The organism is Sphingomonas olei (assembly GCF_045369765.1).
GTDB classification, from domain to species: Bacteria; Pseudomonadota; Alphaproteobacteria; order Sphingomonadales; family Sphingomonadaceae; genus Sphingomonas; species Sphingomonas panaciterrae.
The window spans coordinates 1-14,870 of sequence record NZ_JBIQEU010000024.1 but is presented as its reverse complement, the minus strand read 5'-3'; the positions used below and the strand labels follow the sequence as shown (position 1 = coordinate 14,870).

Genomic DNA, 14,870 nt, shown 5'->3' with positions numbered 1-14,870 from the left:
TCCCTGGGGAAGATCCGCACAAAGCGAGCGTGGCGGATGGCCGGCGATTGGCCGTCCGCCACGCCGCGTATCACACGAACACGGCGCACCTGACGGGCACTCAAACCCTAACCCGCGTCAACCGCGGTGACACATCGCCGGCTCCCGCTTCCAGCTTCGACCCATTCCAACGTCTGGTCGAGATGCACCTGATCGAACGTGCGTTCGGCCAGATTTACGACCTACAGCGCCGCCTTGAGATAGCGGGCGGTGAGACTGCCTTCCGCTTCCGCAACGACGCCAGGGACGCCGCTGGCAACGATACGGCCTCCATCTTCCCCGGCCCCCGGTCCCAGGTCGATGATCCAGTCCGCCTGTGTGATGGCGCGCATGTCATGTTCGACGACTACGACGGTATTGCCGGCGTCTACGAGGCCCTGCAGGTGTTGCATCAGCCGGTCGCCATCGGAGGGGTGAAGCCCCGAAGTTGGCTCGTCGAGGATGTAGATCGTGTTGCCGCGTTGAGCGCGTTGCAGTTCGGTCGCCAGCTTGATGCGCTGCGCCTCCCCGCCAGACAGCTCAGTCGCCGGCTGACCGAGCCGCAGATAGCCAAGACCGATCTCCCGCAACACGTTGAGAGAGCGCATCACAGATGCCTCGCCAGCGAAGAAATCGCACGCATCGTCGACCGTCAGTTCGAGCACCTGGGCGATATTGCGCCCGTTCCATTCGACTTCGAGCGTTTGCGGGTTGTAGCGAGAGCCATGACAGGTCGAGCACGGGGCAAAAACGCTCGGCAGGAACAGCAGCTCCACCATGACGTATCCCTCGCCCTCGCACACAGGGCAGCGGCCTTGCGCGACGTTGAACGAGAACCTTCCCGGGCTGTAGTGCCGCCGGCGGGCGAGCGGCGTATCAGCGAAGATCCGTCGCACATGGTCGAACATGCCGCTGTAGGTGGATAGGTTCGAGCGCGGCGTGCGGCCGATCGGTTTCTGATCGACCCGCACCAGCCTGCGAACATGCTCCATGCCTGCGACAATGCGTCCTTCAGTGTCGTTCTGCGCAACATCGAGCAGCGGATCGATATCCTCCTCCTCGGCCACGGGGGAGCCGCCGAGGTGTTCCGTGACGAGCTCGGGCAGCGCCTGACTGACAAGACTGGACTTGCCCGATCCCGAAACGCCGGTGACAGCGGTGAAGCAGCCGATGGGAAACTCGACGTCGAGACCATGGAGATTGTTCCGCCTGATCCCTTCCAGGCGTAGCCATGCCTTGGGATCGCGCGGTGTGCGCTCACTGCGGAGCGGCTCTGCGAACAGGTAGCGGCGGGTGATCGAAGTCTCGACGTCGGCAAGCCCCTCTATCGGCCCGCTGTAGAGGACTTCACCCCCCTTTTCCCCGGCTCCCGGCCCGACATCGACGAGCCATTCCGCGCGGCGGATCACGTCGAGATCATGTTCGACGACGAACAGGGAGTTGCCCGCCGCCTTAAGACGCTCGAGGATAGTGAGCAAGGCTTCGCCATCTGCCGGGTGCAACCCTGCCGAAGGCTCGTCAAGCACATAGACCACGCCGAAAAGCTGTGACGACAATTGCGTGGCAAGCCGCAAGCGCTGCAGCTCTCCGGAGGAGAGCGTCGGCGTGCTGCGGTCGAGCGAAATGTAGCCAAGGCCAAGATCGATCAGCGGCTCTAGCCGCTCGATCAATTCGCAGGCAAGGCGTTGGGCGGCGATCCGCTTCTCGTCGGAGAGATTGGGCGTGCGGCGTACGTCGGGCGCGCTCTTGTGCGCAGAGCCGCCCGCCGCAACCCGTTGTTCGACCGCTGCATCGCGGGCCGCTTTTTCCAGAACATGGCCCTTTGAGGGGGCGGAGACCGCCCCATACGCGCCATGCGCGACGGGCATCAGCAAGTCCTTCAGCTTGAGCACCGACAGGTCGCCGAACTCGGCAATGTCGAGGCCCGCAAATTTGACCGACAGGGCTTCGCGCTTCAGGCGCTTGCCGTCGCAGGTCGGGCAATCGCGGCCGATAATATATTGCGAGACGCGCTTCTTCATAAGCGCACTTTTGGTGTTGGCGAAGGTTTCCAGCACATAGCGGCGCGCGCCGGTGAAGGTGCCCTGGTAGCTTGGCTCCATGCGGCGCTTGAGCGCCGTCCGGGTCTGTTCGGGCGTCAGGCCCGCATAGACCGGCACCGTCGGCGCCTCTTCAGTGAAGAGGATCCAGTCGCGATCCTTTTTCGGCAGGTCGCGCCACGGCGTATCGACGTCATAGCCGAGCGAAACGAGGATATCGCGCAGGTTCTGCCCATGCCAGGCGGTCGGCCAGGCGGCGATCGCCCGGTCGCGAATGGTGAGGCTGTCGTCAGGAACCATCGTCTCTTCGGTCGCGTCATATACGCGGCCGATGCCGTGGCAGGTCGCGCAGGCCCCCGCGACCGTGTTGGGGGAGAAATCCTCCGCATAGAGCATGGGTTGATTGCGCGGATATTCGCCGACGCGCGAATAGAGCATCCGCACCAGGCTGGAGAGCGTCGTCACGCTGCCGACCGAGGATCGCGCGTTGGCCGAGCCGCGCTGCTGCTGCAACGCGACCGCAGGCGGCAATCCGTCGATCGCGTCGACTTCCGGAACGCCAGCCTGGTCGATCAGGCGGCGGGCATAGGGCGCAACCGATTCCAGATAACGCCGCTGGGCTTCGGCATAAAGGGTGCCGAACGCGAGCGATGACTTGCCCGAGCCCGATATGCCGGTGAACACCACGAAGGCGTCGCGCGGTACATCGACGTCGACATTTTTGAGATTGTTCTGGCGCGCGCCGCGAACCTGCACGCAAGCGGGCGGCCCCGTATGCCCATGATCGGGGGCCGGCGTCGTCGCGTGAATATCCTTGCTCTTCAATTCAGTCTTCCTGCCCTATACGCCGGTGCGGCCCGTGGTTCATCACAGTCGGGTAACAAATGAATGCATTTCCGACTCTATACATCCAGCGGCCAGGCTGGCCCGATGTTCGGCACCTTTGAAATATTTCTCCAGCATTGGACAAAGGTTACGACAGAACCATTTTTCCCGTTGGGTCGCGCGACGAGGCCACACGCACTCCGCTGGGAAGCGCCTGGGCTAGGCGGCCTAGTCCGTGCCGCTATCGGCATGTAACGACCGCAATTCGGCGCTTGTTACCGCATCGCGACGCGTTGCCCATTTGCCAGGGCGCGCTTCATCATGGCCGGGGGCCCGGCCATGATGACGGCCGAGTTTTCGATCCGAGCGCCTCGCGCCGCTTCGGATCGGCGGGTCAGAAGTGAATGACCGTGCGGATCGACTTGCCTTCGTGCATCAGTTCGAAGGCCTCGTTGATCTCCTCCAAACCCATCGTGTGGGTTACGAATGGGGCCAGATCGATATCGCCTCTCATCGCATCCTCGACCATGCCGGGGAGCTGTGTCCGTCCCTTGACGCCACCGAAAGCGGACCCCTTCCATACGCGGCCCGTGACGAGCTGGAATGGGCGGGTGGAGATTTCCTCGCCCGCGCCGGCAACGCCAATCACGATCGACTGACCCCAGCCACGGTGCGCTGATTCAAGCGCGGCGCGCATGACGTGGACGTTGCCGATGCACTCGAAGGTATGATCGATGCCCCAGCCCGTCATCTCGATCAGCACTTGCTGGATAGGCTTGTCATGGTCCTTGGGGTTGATGCACTCGGTAGCACCGAACTGGCGTGCCAGCTCGAACTTGGATGGATTGGTGTCGATGGCGATGATGCGACCCGCCTTCGCCTGGCGCGCACCCTGAACCGCCGCGAGGCCGATGCCGCCGAGGCCGAACACGGCGACCGAGTCTCCGGGCTGGACCTTGGCGGTATTGTGGACTGCGCCGATGCCGGTCGTGACGCCGCAGCCGAGCAGGCAGACATGTTCGGGGTTTGCCTCGGGATTGATCTTGGCGAGCGAGACTTCGGCGACGACAGTATATTCACTGAAGGTTGAACAGCCCATGTAATGATAGAGGGGCTGACCATTGTACGAAAAGCGGGTGGTCCCATCGGGCATCAAGCCCTTGCCCTGCGTTTCGCGGACAGCGACGCACAGGTTGGTCTTGCCCGACAGGCAGAAGTCGCACTTGCCGCATTCGGCGGTGTAGAGCGGAATCACGTGATCGCCCGGTCCGACGCTGGTGACGCCTTCACCGACCTCGACAACGATGCCCGCGCCCTCGTGGCCCAGAACCACCGGGAAAACACCCTCCGGATCACTCCCCGCCAGCGTGTACGCGTCGGTGTGGCACACACCGGTGTGCGTCACCCGTATGAGGACTTCGCCTTTCCGGGGTGGGGCGACATCGATCTCGACGATTTCGAGTGGCTTGCCCGCCTCGAAGGCTACAGCGGCGCGAGATTTCATGTTGGGATACCCTCGTTGAGTTAAACCGATTGCTGGTGCGAGGCCGTTGCGTCAGCGCAAATTCGTGGGGTAGCGATTGCTCACTCCCCGGTATGCCGGTCAGACCGTAACGACGACCTTGCCGATCTGGTCGTTCGATTCGAGGAAGCGGTGAGCGTCCTGGATGGCGTCGAGCGGGAAAGTGCGCGCGATCCGCGGCTTGAGCGCGCCCGATTCCAGACCCGCCACGATGAACGCCTTGGCGCGATCGAGGGCGGCATCGTCCGAGACGATCTCGCTGTAGAGATACCCCTTGAGCGTGAGGCTCTTGCCCAGCACGGAGAACAACGGGAACGGCGTCGGTTCGCCGCTGAGCGCGCCATATTCGAGCAGGATGCCGCCGCGTGCCATGCTCTCGGTCAGCGGCTCGAACGACGGGCCTCCGACCGGATCGAGCACCACGCGCGCACCCTGACCATCGGTTATCTCCATCACCCTCGCTACCAGATCCTCTTCCCCGGTTGCGACGACATGATGTGCACCGGCATCGATCAGGGCCTGGCGCTTGGCGCCGGTACGCGTCGTCGCGATTACCGTCGCGCCGACCATCCGCGCAATCTGGAAGGCAGCAAGGCCGACGCTGCTGGAGGCAGCAGTGACGATGACGAAATCGCCCTCGCCGAGTTTCGCCTGCTCCACCAGCGCACCCCAGGCGGTGACATACTGCATCCACACGGCCGCCGCTTCCTCGAACGACAGCGCCGCCGGATGCTTGACGACGAGGCGGGCGGGCACGTTGGCGACCTCGCCATAAGTGCCCCAGCGCGCGATATCGAGCGGGGGGATGACGCTGACGGCTTCGCCTTCCGCAAACCCGGTCACGTCCGCGCCGACCGTAACGACAGTGCCGGCAGCCTCATAGCCAAGGCGGCTCGGGAACTCGGCTTCCTGAAGGTAGGCATGGTTGCGGAACATCACCTCGGCGCGGTTTATGCCTATCGCCTTTACCGCGATCTGCACTTCGTCGGCCGCGGGCGCGGGGACGGCCACATCTTCAATCCTGAGGACGCTGGCGTCGCCATATTCGTGGATACGGACGATGCGGCTCATTGGAGATTCCTTGATTATTGAATGATCGTTCTGTAAGGGAGCGGACCACCAGTTTCAAGATATTATTTATCGATCGTTCCATATCGTGCACCAGAGATGACAGAGACGAAAGCCCGTCGCCGCGCAGGTCGCCCTCGTGTGTTCGACACTGACGCTGCGCTCGACAAGGCGGTGCGGCTGTTCTGGCAGCGCGGCTACGAGGCGACATCGATGGCCGATCTGGTGGCGGAGACTGGCGTCGCCGCTGCCAGTCTCTATGCAGCGTTTGACAACAAGGCGGGGCTGTTTGCGGCGGTGATCGAGCGCTACGCCGCGACGTTCAGCGTCCACCTCTATGCACCCATCAACGATCCGGCGTTGTCCACCTACGAGGCCGTCAAAGGCCTGCTGGAACGAGCGGCGTCATCATTCTCGGAACCTGGAACGCCGGCCGGCTGCTTCATGTATTCGGCAGCGGCAGCCGTTTCGCCGGCGTCCGCCGCCATCGAATGCCTGCTGCGCGACAAGCGCATCGCGGCGGAGGCCCTCCTGATCGAGCGTCTGCAACGCGGCGCCGCGCAGGGCGAGCTTGCGGCCAACACCGATCCGGCCGTGCTAGGCAAATTCATCAATACGGTCATGGAAGGCATGTCCGTTCAGGCGCGCGACGGCGCTACGATCGACGAACTGCTCTCCATTGCCAAAATGGCACTCGATCGATGGCCGGCCGCGATATGATCGTTACATGGTGGTCATCTGCCAATCCGCCTCCCGCGACCGAACAGTCGAACTCATCTCATTGGACGAAAGCACATGAAACACGTGACATTGCTCGGCGGGGAAGTGGTTCCTTCAATGGGTCAAGGCACCTGGAAGATGGGTGAACGTGCTGAGCGGCGATCCGATGAGATCGCCGCGCTACGCGCCGGTGTCGAGCTAGGCATGACGCTCATCGATACCGCTGAAATGTATGGCGATGGTGCGGCGGAAACGCTGATCTGCGAAGCGCTCGGCGATCGTCGCGACCAGTTGTTCCTCGTCAGCAAGGCGTATCCACAGAACGCATCGCGCTTCCGCCTTGCCGGTGCGTGCGAAGCGAGCCTGAAGCGGCTCGGCACCGATCGGCTCGACCTTTACCTGCTCCACTGGCGTGGATCGGTGCCGCTCGCTGAGACGATAGAGGCAATGGAGGCGCTGAAATCGGCAGGAAAGATTCGGCATTGGGGTGTCAGCAACCTCGATACCGACGATATGGACGAGCTTGTCGCTGCCGGCGGGGATGGCTGCGTGACCGATCAGATCCTATACAATCTCGTCCGTCGAGGCCCTGAGTTGGACTTGTTGCCGTGGCTCGCACAGCACAAAGTGCCAGTGATGGCGTATAGTCCCGTCGAGCAGGGACGCCTCTCAAGCCATCCCGCCCTCGACAAAGTAGCGGCCCAGGTTGGCGGAACCCCTGCGCAGGTCGCACTTGCCTGGACGTTGCGCCACGATGGCCTTATCGCCATCCCGAAAGCGAGTTCGATTGCACATGTGCGGGAGAACCGCGCTGCCGCAGATATCGTCCTCTCCGACGCCGACCTTGCGACACTCGATGCGACATTTCCCCGGCCAGCGGGCCGTCGCCCACTCGAAATGCTGTAGCGTCAGATGGCGACATCCTCTTTCAAAGCAACCGAACGCAAATCGGACCGCCTCGAGGCATTCATGGACGCGGTGCTGGCAATTGCCATCACCCTCCCGGTGACCGAACTACACGCACCAGAGCCGACTGACGGCGACCTGGCAGCGGCATACCTAAAGCTGGCACCGGAATATGCAGCCTACGCCCTTAGCGTGATCCTGATCGGCCTTTACTGGGCTTCCAGCCACTTCACCGGCAAGCTTCTGCAAAAAACCGATCATGGCTACAATCTGCTCAGCATCGGCTTTCTTGCTTCTGTCAGCATCACGCCATTTCCTGCCCGGCCGCTCATCGAGCATCTCGGCGGTGACGCGGAAAGCAAGACCGCCGTTTTAGCCTATCTGGGCGTGGCAGCGGCGCCGGCGACGTGGTGGTTCGTGCGTTGGGTCTATGCAACCGCGAGGGGGCTTTCAGACCCGCGCCTGACGAACGCCTACCTCAGGCGGACAACTCTCAAATTCGCCGTCGCTGCCGGAGCCTATTGGGCCGCGTTCGTCTTGGCATTCTGGAATTGGCGTGCTAGACTGATCGTCGCGGGGATTGTTACGTTGAGCTATATCGTTCCGCCAGCAAAGCCCAGCTACAAGCCAGGCCAAGAACCGGAGAATGGCTGAGACCGGCTATAGACCCGGCACGGCGGATGCTCACATCGGCTAATCAATCCAGGATCTTATCGATCATGATCGGCAGGGACCGCACCCGCTTACCGGTCGCGTGATAGATCGCGTTAGCAATCGCGGCAGCGGTGCCGACGATGCCTATTTCGCCAAGGCCTTTGACCCCGAGCGGGGTCACTTCGGAATCGGGTTCATCGACGAAGATCACCTGGATATCGTGAATGTCGGCATGCACGGGCACATGGTATTCGCCGAAGTTGTGGTTCATCCAGCGACCCAGCCGGTGATCGGGGAAGGTCTCCTCGTGAAGTGCCATGCCGATGCCCATCACCACGCCGCCGAGAATCTGGCTGCGCGCCGTCTTCGGGTTGATGATGCGGCCTGCGGCGACCGCATCGACAATGCGTGTGACCCGCACCACGCCCAGTTCCTCGTCCACCTTCACCTCCGCGAAGATCGCGCTGTGGGTGTTCTTGGATTTGTGCAGACCCTTCCACATGTCGCCGAACCCGGGCGCAGCGGTTGCTTCCTCTTCGATCGCCGTCAGGTCAGCGGCACGCATCGCATCGCCGAACGGCACCCGGACCGTCGGCGTGTCCTTGAGCACCAGACAGCCGTCCTCGAACAGCACGTCGTCTATCTTCGCGTCGCCCAGCGGTTCACCAGCGATCTTGCCGGCCGCCTTCAGGAGCTTCTTGCCGACCGCCTGGCAAGCGAGCTGCACCGCCGCACCGGTCGATGCCGCCCCCCACGACCCGCCTTCGACTGGAGCGGTCGGCAGGTCGGAGTCGCCCAGCTTGGCGGTGATCTGCTCGGGCGGCAGGCCGAGCGTCTCTGCGGCGACCAAGGTCATCACCGTGTAGCTGCCGGTGCCGATGTCCGAAGTCGCACATGCTACTTCCAGATGGCCGTCGGCCGTGAGTTTGGCGCTGGCGGACGTCTTGGAGAATTGTGCGTCCCACATGCCGGTCGCGCAGCCCCAGCCGATCAGCTCGTTGCCTTCGCGCATCGACCGCGGTTCGGCCGACCGCTCACTCCATTTGAATGCCTCGGCCCCCTCGCGGAACGCCTCCCGCAGCGCCTTGCTGGTGTAGGGCGTGCCGTTCATTGCATCGATGGGTGAGTAATTGATGAGCCGAAACTCGAGCGGGTCGACCTTGGCGGCATAGGCCATCTCGTCGATCGCGATCTCGAACAGCGTCATGCCGGTTGCCGCCCCCGGCGCGCGCATGTCTGCTGATGTCGGTGTGTCGATCTGAGCGACGGTGTATTCAGCGTCGGCGTTCGGGCAGTCGTAGTTCATCAGCCCCCAGGTGACGACATTCTCCATATTGTCCTCGTAACGCGAGGTGGAGGTGGTCGCCGCGTTCCGGATCGCGGTGAGCTTGCCGGTCGTCTCCGCGCCCAAGGCAATACTTTGAACCGCCTGCGGGCGGTAGGCGTGGCTGAACATCTGCTGGCGTGTCATCGTCACCCGCACGGAGCGTTCAAGCATCTTTGCGGCGAGCACCGCGAGAAACACCTGATGCTGCGGTCGGAGTCCGGAGCCGAAGGCGCCGCCGACATAGGGGTTGAGCACGCGTACCTTCTTTTTCGAAAAGCCGAAGACGCTGGCAAGGTAGGCATGCACCCCCTGCGAACCTTGGGTCTTATCCCACACGGTGATGCTGCCGTCGCCGTGCCATTCGACAGTGGAGCCGAACATCTCCATGGGATTGTGGTGTTCCGGCGCGAGCCGGTAGTCGCCGGCCACCTTGAGCGGGGCGTCCGCAAACGCCTGCGCCGCGTCTCCGCGATTTTTCGCTGCCATATAGCCGCTGCGCTTTTTCTTCGGCACGTACTTATCGCCGACCGCAACCTCGAAGTCGGTATTGTGCGCCTCCGCCTCGTAGGCGACCTTGATCAGGCTGGCGGCGAAGCGCGCTGCCTCGAACGTCTCGGCCATCACCAGCGCTATCGGTTGCTGGCTGAAATGGATGCGGTCATCGTAAAGCGGACGGAACGGCGAGCCAGGAATCTTCATCTCGTCCTGGTAGCTGTGGTCGGTCCAGGCAACGTGCGGCCGGTTGAGGTGGGTGATAACCTCGACGACGCCGGGCACAGCGCGCGCGACTTCCTCATCGATGCTGACGATCCGCCCTTTGGCGATCGCGGCCTCGACGATGTAGCCGTATAGCAAGTTCGCCACCGGATGCTCGGCGGCATAGCGCGCCGTGCCGGTGACCTTCTCGACGCCATCGACCCGGTTGATCGCGCTGCCGATTCCGATTTTCGCTGCGGTAGCCATGATGTCTGTTCCTTAAGCGACGCGCTTGTCGGTCTGCGATTGTGGGGTGGCCTCGGAGGCCTGCTTAAGCGCACGGACGATGCCCTTTCGCGCGAGCGGGATCTTGAAGTCATTCTCCCCCTGCCCGACAGCGCCGGCGAGCAGGGCGTCGGCGAAGGCGCCGAATGCCTGCGGCGACGGCTGCTGGCCCTTCAGCAGCTTCTCGGCTTCCGTGCTGCGCCATGGCTTGTGTGCGACACCGCCGAGCGCCACCCGCGCTTCAGCGATCGTGCCGCCTTCGACCCGCATCGCGACGGCTATCGACACCAGCGCAAAGGCGTAGGACAATCGATCGCGCAGCTTCAGGTAGGTGTAGTTCTGGGTGAAATCCTCGGCCGGCAGGTCGATGCCCGTCACCAATTCGCCGGGCTTCAGCGTATTGTCGCGCCACGGCTCCTCGCCGGGTAGCCGATGATAATCGGCGATCGGGATAGCGCGGTCGCCGTCCGGGCCGGTCACCTGGACGATTGCGTCGAGGACCGCCAGCGCCACGCACATGTCCGACGGGTGCGTAGCGATACACTGGTCGCTCGCGCCCAGGATGGCGTGAATGCGATTGACCCCGCCGATCGCGCCACAGCCGGAGCCCGGCTCGCGCTTGTTACAGGGCGTGGCGACGTCGTAGAAATAATAGCAGCGCGTGCGCTGGTTGAGGTTGCCGCCGTTGGTCGCGGCATTGCGCAGCTGGGGGCTGGCGCCGGCGAGGATCGCCGAGGACAGCAAGGGATAGCGTTGCTCGACCCGCGCGTCCCACGCAGTGTTGGAGTTCGGCACAAGCGCGCCCAGCCGCAGCCCGCCACCGTCCAGCTCCTCGATCGCGTCCAACGGCAGGTGGTTGATGTCGATTACCGTCGTCGGTTGATCGACGTTCTCCTTCATGAGATCGATCAGGTTCGTTCCACCTGCGAGGTAGCGGACCTGCTCGCCGGCACCCGCCTGCACCGCTTCGGCGACGCTGGTCGGGCGGGCATAGTCGAAGCGGTTCATGCCTTTTCTCCGATCACCTCGAGCACCGCATCGACGATGTTCGAATAGGCGCCGCACCGGCACAGGTTGCCGCTCATCAGCTCGCGGACCTCGTCGCGTGTCCTGGCCTTGCCTTCGTTGATGAGGCCCTGCGCCGAGCAGATCTGGCCAGGGGTGCAATAGCCGCACTGGAACGCGTCGTGGTCGCAGAAGGCGGATTGCAGCGGATGGAGGTCGCCAGGCTGGCCCAACCCCTCGATCGTCGTGATGTCCGCCCCGTCCAGCGTCACAGCCAACTTGAGGCACGAGTTAATGCGGCGCCCGTCGACCAGCACGGTGCATGCTCCGCACTGACCGTGGTCGCAGCCCTTCTTTGTGCCGATCAGGTCTTCGCCTTCTCGCAGCAGGTCGAGCAACGTCGTCCAGGGCTCAATCGCGCGGGTGCGCGTCTCGCCGTTAATCGTCAGCGTGGTTTCCACCATGCCGATCGGCACGGCGGCGTATGTGGCGGAGTTGACGGCTGTCGGCATGATCGGCGCCTTCATGTTTTGCGTTAGGCCGGGATGGCGGTGATGTCGGCGGTGTTTTCCTCGGCAACCCCGTTCTCGCGGTGGCGAAAGGCGGACAGCGCACGATACACCTGCAACCGCGCCCGCATCACCGATCCGAGCGGCCGATGCGCGGCCAGGCTATGCGCGGGACGAAAGGTCATCACCTCGTCGAAGTAGCGCACGCGCGCCGGGCTATAGGCTTCCTGCGCAGGAATGCGGATCGTGGCGACAGTGCGGTACTGACTGTCCTGCGATGGCCACTCGACCGAGGCGTCCTCGATCGGCTGCGTCTCCGCGTTCGCCCAGAGTTGGACCTTCAGCTCGAACACCGCATCATGGTCACGGAAGTAATCGGTCGCGGCATGGCGGAACCCATCCTCATCCTCGTGCGGGTCGAGCTGCCACTCACCGAGAGCATCCTGGGCCTGCGATGCCGGCACGGCGCCGAGCTTGGCGACGTAGTCGCCGTAGCGCAGCGGGGCCTGGCTGAAATAGTCGTCGCCGATCGGATGGCTGAACGGATGGCCGAAGAAGTCCGCCTTGGCATAAGCGGTGTTGAACAGGCCTAGCACCTTGTTGAAGTCGCGCGCCACCGACGACACCGCGCTCTTGACGCCTTCGGGCATCGGGGTCGCCGCCCCGATCTTCTTCGCGTCCCTCAGGAAGCCGCTTGCCGTACCGGATGGAAAGGTGCGCCCCGTGGCAAGGACAAAATCCTGGGTCGGCGCGTCATGCCCGGGGAGCTTCTCGCCCTCGACGCCGAACACCTTGATCGCCATACCGCAGTGTGTCGACACGCGATCGCTCAGCGTCTCGCCTGGGCCCTGTGCAAAGCGGATCGCGACGTCATAGCTGCCCGGCTCGGCGAACAGCCCCCGCGCCAGCTCCGGCGGAAGGTCGTCGGCAATCGTCAGCGTGCCGACGACGCAGGCCGAGCTCTTGGCATGGCTGGCGCGCACGGCATGCTGCTCGCGCTTCTCGACTACCTCGCTCTGCTGGGTCATCCCTGGATGATGCCGTCGATCGTCGCCTGCTCGTCTGGTTCGAGCGTCTCGATGTCGTCGCGGTACAGCAGGTAGGACATGGCGATCCTCAACGGGTAGGAGCGAACGAGAACAGCTCGGTGCGGATCGACGGCGGGGCACCCGGCGTGAACCACTGCGTGTCCTGAATGTGGCTCGCGGTGACGTAGATCGTCCCGTCGGGACCTTCGGCGAACGTATCGGGCCAGCGCAGCCGTTTGTCGGTCAGGACAATCTCGGTGGACGTCCCGGCGAGCCGCCTGATCGAGTAATCGGTCGGCGAGGTGATGTAGAGGGTGCCCGCCTTGCTCATCCACAGGCCGTCGGCGACGGCAGTGGTAGCGACTGTCTTCACCGCGGCGGCGCGGTCGCGCTCGCTGACGTCGGGGCGCAGCTTTTCGGTTGCGATCGAATAGAGCGTCTTCCCGGTCAGCGCCTGCCAGTAGAGCGTCTTCCCGTCATTCGAGATCGCGATGCCGTCGGACGCGAACGCAGGCTGCCGCCCATCGGGGCGAACAAGCGGCTTGCCCTCGATGGCGACGGTGACGCTCTTGTCGATTTGGGTCGACGGATGGCCATCAAGCGCTCGGAAGCTCTTTCCGTCGTCCAAGTCGACGACGATGATTGCGCCGCGCGTGCCGCTGTCGGTGATGTAGCCGGTCCGGCCATCGGGCGAGAACCGAATATCGTTGAGGTAGGTGCCCTGCAACGCAACGTCGCCAGGCACCGCGATGACCTTGGTCACCTTGTTCGTCTTCAGGTCGATGCGGACGAGCTTCGGCGCGCCCTCCAGGATCTTCTCGTTGCCGGGCGCGCCGGGATCGAGCACCCAGAGATTGCCGTGGCCATCGGGAACGATCGACTGGACGCAGACAAAGTAGTCGCCAACCGGCATTTCGTTTGCCCTGGCGTTGCGCCAGCTGTTCCACTTGGCATCGGGATAGGGCCGGAGCGATCCGTCGGGCATCACCTCGGCAACCGAGATCGGCGCGTCGTCGGTCCAGCGCGGGAAGTTGACGAAGCGGCGCCCGTCAGCCGAGACGGCGACGCCGGTAGCCTGGTGGTCGAAGCGTGCCACCTGCGTTAGCGCGGCGCTGCGTCCCGTCTGGGCATAAGCTGCTCCCGCCAGCGCTATCGTGAAGGCTCCTAGCCCGATCAGAACACCGCTTTTCCGCATCTGTCCGCTCCTGTTCACCGGACGCAACGCGCGACGGTTCACTCGTCAACGACCGTGGCCCATGCTTAGATCCAGGAAAACCAAACAAAACAAAACAGGTTAGACAGCGTCTCCACGACCGGGAGCCTCAGAAGCCCCGTGCCGCAGCTGAAGTCACAACCGAACGGTTTTGACCTTCAACAAACCACCGGGGCTGTTGAAAAAGGCCGAGTGATCCGATCGCGCTCCTGACGGGTTCCCTGCTTCGACACATCGGGAGCAGCGGCCATGATGGGTGAGCAACAGCGAGGCGGCAAGGCCGCAAGTTGGCGGGCGCTGGGAGCGATGATCCCCGCCGATCACATCCTACGCAGGATAGACGGGCTGATCGACCTGGGCGAACTGCGCGATGCGCTCGCCCCGCACTACAGTCACCGTGGGCGTCCCTCGATCGCGCCCGAATTGCTGGTTCGCATGGCGATGATCGCTCGCCTCTATGGCATCACGTCGGAGCGCCGGCTGTGCGAGGAAGTCCGCTTCAACCTCGCCTACCGCTGGTTCTGCCGATTGCCGCTCGATGCGCCCGTGCCGCACCACTCAACGTTCAGCAAGAACCGGCATGGCCGCTTCCGCGATGCCGGCATCTTTCGCATCCTGTTCGAGCAGACGGTGCGGCGCTGCGCCAACGCGGGGCTGATTGCCCACAAGGATGCCGCAATTGACGCGTCGTTCGTCGCCGCTGATGCAAGCTGGCAGCGCAAGATGCGGGACGCCGACATGGCCGCGCCCCGGCTTCCCCGCCCGGTTTGTGAATGGCTGGCGGATCAGGCCAATGCTCCACCGCAGGATTATGGCGTACCGCGTGGCAAGCCGGCCGAGGTGTCACGCACCGATCCGGCGTCGGCGTGGTCGGCGCGCACGGCGCGGGGGCGGTTCGGCTATGCCTTCAATGTGCTGATCGACACGCCGGGAGGGGTGGCGATCGATGTGGAGGCCAGTCCCGCCCGCTTCGCAGCGGAAGTCGATGCGGGGCGGACCATGCTGGCACGGGCCGACGATCGGTTCGGCTACCGGCCAAAGCGTGTCGCGGCCGA

General features: G+C 63.7%; 12 protein-coding genes. 4 read left to right on the top strand and 8 right to left on the bottom strand.

Annotation, left to right across the window (positions count from 1 at the left end; translation table 11 throughout):
- Nucleotides 1–221: 221 nt before the first annotated feature.
- The 3 genes from ACH0BU_RS16150 to ACH0BU_RS16140 all read right to left on the bottom strand — a co-directional run bounded on the left by ACH0BU_RS16150 (nt 222) and on the right by ACH0BU_RS16140 (nt 5,475).
- Nucleotides 222–2,357: an excinuclease ABC subunit UvrA gene (locus ACH0BU_RS16150; RefSeq protein WP_500264323.1), complete on the bottom strand. Its 2,136-nt coding sequence runs from the start codon at nt 2,355–2,357 to the stop codon at nt 222–224.
- A 919-nt stretch (nt 2,358–3,276) separates the two neighbouring features.
- Nucleotides 3,277–4,386: an S-(hydroxymethyl)glutathione dehydrogenase/class III alcohol dehydrogenase gene (locus ACH0BU_RS16145; RefSeq protein WP_500264322.1), complete on the bottom strand. Its 1,110-nt coding sequence runs from the start codon at nt 4,384–4,386 to the stop codon at nt 3,277–3,279.
- A 99-nt stretch (nt 4,387–4,485) separates the two neighbouring features.
- On the bottom strand, nt 4,486–5,475 hold the full coding sequence (locus tag ACH0BU_RS16140; protein ID WP_009823890.1) for a zinc-dependent alcohol dehydrogenase family protein: 990 nt from the start codon (nt 5,473–5,475) through the stop codon (nt 4,486–4,488).
- Nucleotides 5,476–5,613: 138 nt separating this feature from the next.
- On the opposite strand from ACH0BU_RS16140, the gene ACH0BU_RS16135 reads away from it, so the two are divergent.
- The 3 genes from ACH0BU_RS16135 to ACH0BU_RS16125 all read left to right on the top strand — a co-directional run bounded on the left by ACH0BU_RS16135 (nt 5,614) and on the right by ACH0BU_RS16125 (nt 7,752).
- A complete protein-coding gene (locus ACH0BU_RS16135) occupies nt 5,614–6,192 on the top strand; it encodes a TetR/AcrR family transcriptional regulator (protein ID WP_374294041.1) in 579 nt (192 codons plus the stop codon).
- A 75-nt stretch (nt 6,193–6,267) separates the two neighbouring features.
- Nucleotides 6,268–7,098 carry an aldo/keto reductase gene (locus ACH0BU_RS16130; RefSeq protein ID WP_500264321.1) on the top strand — a complete coding sequence of 277 codons (831 nt, stop codon included), beginning with the start codon at nt 6,268–6,270 and terminating at the stop codon, nt 7,096–7,098.
- Between the two features lie 6 nt (nt 7,099–7,104).
- On the top strand, nt 7,105–7,752 hold the full coding sequence (locus tag ACH0BU_RS16125; protein ID WP_500264320.1) for a TMEM175 family protein: 648 nt from the start codon (nt 7,105–7,107) through the stop codon (nt 7,750–7,752).
- A gap of 43 nt (nt 7,753–7,795) precedes the next feature.
- Here the strand turns inward: ACH0BU_RS16125 and ACH0BU_RS16120 are convergent, their stop codons facing one another.
- From ACH0BU_RS16120 to ACH0BU_RS16100, 5 genes are all read right to left on the bottom strand, one after another.
- Entirely contained in the window at nt 7,796–10,042 is a 2,247-nt protein-coding gene (locus ACH0BU_RS16120) for a xanthine dehydrogenase family protein molybdopterin-binding subunit (protein WP_500264319.1), read from the bottom strand.
- A gap of 12 nt (nt 10,043–10,054) precedes the next feature.
- A complete protein-coding gene (locus ACH0BU_RS16115) occupies nt 10,055–11,068 on the bottom strand; it encodes an FAD binding domain-containing protein (protein WP_500264318.1) in 1,014 nt (337 codons plus the stop codon).
- Complete coding sequence (locus tag ACH0BU_RS16110) at nt 11,065–11,529, bottom strand: (2Fe-2S)-binding protein (RefSeq protein WP_500264335.1); 465 nt, start codon at nt 11,527–11,529, stop codon at nt 11,065–11,067. Before ACH0BU_RS16110 ends, ACH0BU_RS16115 begins: the two co-directional genes overlap by 4 nt.
- Before the next feature lie 71 nt (nt 11,530–11,600).
- Nucleotides 11,601–12,602 carry a catalase family protein gene (locus ACH0BU_RS16105; RefSeq protein WP_500264317.1) on the bottom strand — a complete coding sequence of 334 codons (1,002 nt, stop codon included), beginning with the start codon at nt 12,600–12,602 and terminating at the stop codon, nt 11,601–11,603.
- Between the two features lie 88 nt (nt 12,603–12,690).
- Nucleotides 12,691–13,797: an L-dopachrome tautomerase-related protein gene (locus tag ACH0BU_RS16100; protein WP_500264316.1), complete on the bottom strand. Its 1,107-nt coding sequence runs from the start codon at nt 13,795–13,797 to the stop codon at nt 12,691–12,693.
- A gap of 267 nt (nt 13,798–14,064) precedes the next feature.
- On the opposite strand from ACH0BU_RS16100, the gene ACH0BU_RS16095 reads away from it, so the two are divergent.
- Nucleotides 14,065–14,870: transposase (locus ACH0BU_RS16095; RefSeq protein ID WP_500264315.1), on the top strand; the 806-nt coding region annotated here is incomplete at its 3' end.

Bases quoted from the DNA above. Each gene is read 5' to 3' on its own strand.
- ACH0BU_RS16150 (WP_500264323.1), bottom strand. From the start codon at position 2,357: ATGGTTCCTGACGACAGCCTCACCATTCGCGACCGGGCGATCGCCGCC.
- ACH0BU_RS16145 (WP_500264322.1), bottom strand. From the start codon at position 4,386: ATGAAATCTCGCGCCGCTGTAGCCTTCGAGGCGGGCAAGCCACTCGAA.
- ACH0BU_RS16140 (WP_009823890.1), bottom strand. From the start codon at position 5,475: ATGAGCCGCATCGTCCGTATCCACGAATATGGCGACGCCAGCGTCCTC.
- ACH0BU_RS16130 (WP_500264321.1), top strand. From the start codon at position 6,268: ATGAAACACGTGACATTGCTCGGCGGGGAAGTGGTTCCTTCAATGGGT.
- ACH0BU_RS16125 (WP_500264320.1), top strand. From the start codon at position 7,105: ATGGCGACATCCTCTTTCAAAGCAACCGAACGCAAATCGGACCGCCTC.
- ACH0BU_RS16120 (WP_500264319.1), bottom strand. From the start codon at position 10,042: ATGGCTACCGCAGCGAAAATCGGAATCGGCAGCGCGATCAACCGGGTC.
- ACH0BU_RS16115 (WP_500264318.1), bottom strand. From the start codon at position 11,068: ATGAACCGCTTCGACTATGCCCGCCCGACCAGCGTCGCCGAAGCGGTG.
- ACH0BU_RS16110 (WP_500264335.1), bottom strand. From the start codon at position 11,529: ATGGTGGAAACCACGCTGACGATTAACGGCGAGACGCGCACCCGCGCG.
- ACH0BU_RS16105 (WP_500264317.1), bottom strand. From the start codon at position 12,602: ATGACCCAGCAGAGCGAGGTAGTCGAGAAGCGCGAGCAGCATGCCGTG.
- ACH0BU_RS16100 (WP_500264316.1), bottom strand. From the start codon at position 13,797: ATGCGGAAAAGCGGTGTTCTGATCGGGCTAGGAGCCTTCACGATAGCG.